Origin of the sequence: Massilia agilis, assembly GCF_024756255.1 — a bacterium.
In the GTDB taxonomy this organism is placed as follows: domain Bacteria; phylum Pseudomonadota; class Gammaproteobacteria; order Burkholderiales; family Burkholderiaceae_D; genus Telluria; species Telluria agilis.
Map to the genome: position 1 here is coordinate 1 of NZ_JANUHB010000032.1, position 213 is coordinate 213.

The 213-nt window shown below is 65.3% G+C and carries 1 protein-coding gene; it reads right to left on the reverse strand.

From position 1 onward, the window contains the following. The coding region (locus NX774_RS23560; RefSeq protein ID WP_258824693.1) for a cadherin-like domain-containing protein at window positions 1–213 on the reverse strand (213 nt) is incomplete at both ends.

Below are 213 nucleotides of genomic sequence, written 5' to 3' on the forward strand. Positions count from 1 at the left end.
CGAACCGTCGGCGCCTACCGGCAGGTCATTCACAGGCGTCACCTTGACCGTCATCGTCGCATCGTCGGACGCGGCGCTGGCGTTGTCATACACCTTGTACGTGAAGGTGGTGTACGGATCGCCGTTCGCATCGGCGACCGGCACGAAACGCAGATGGCCGAGGTTGATCTCCGCCGTGGTCACGCTGGCGCTGGCGCCGACGTCCTGCCATGC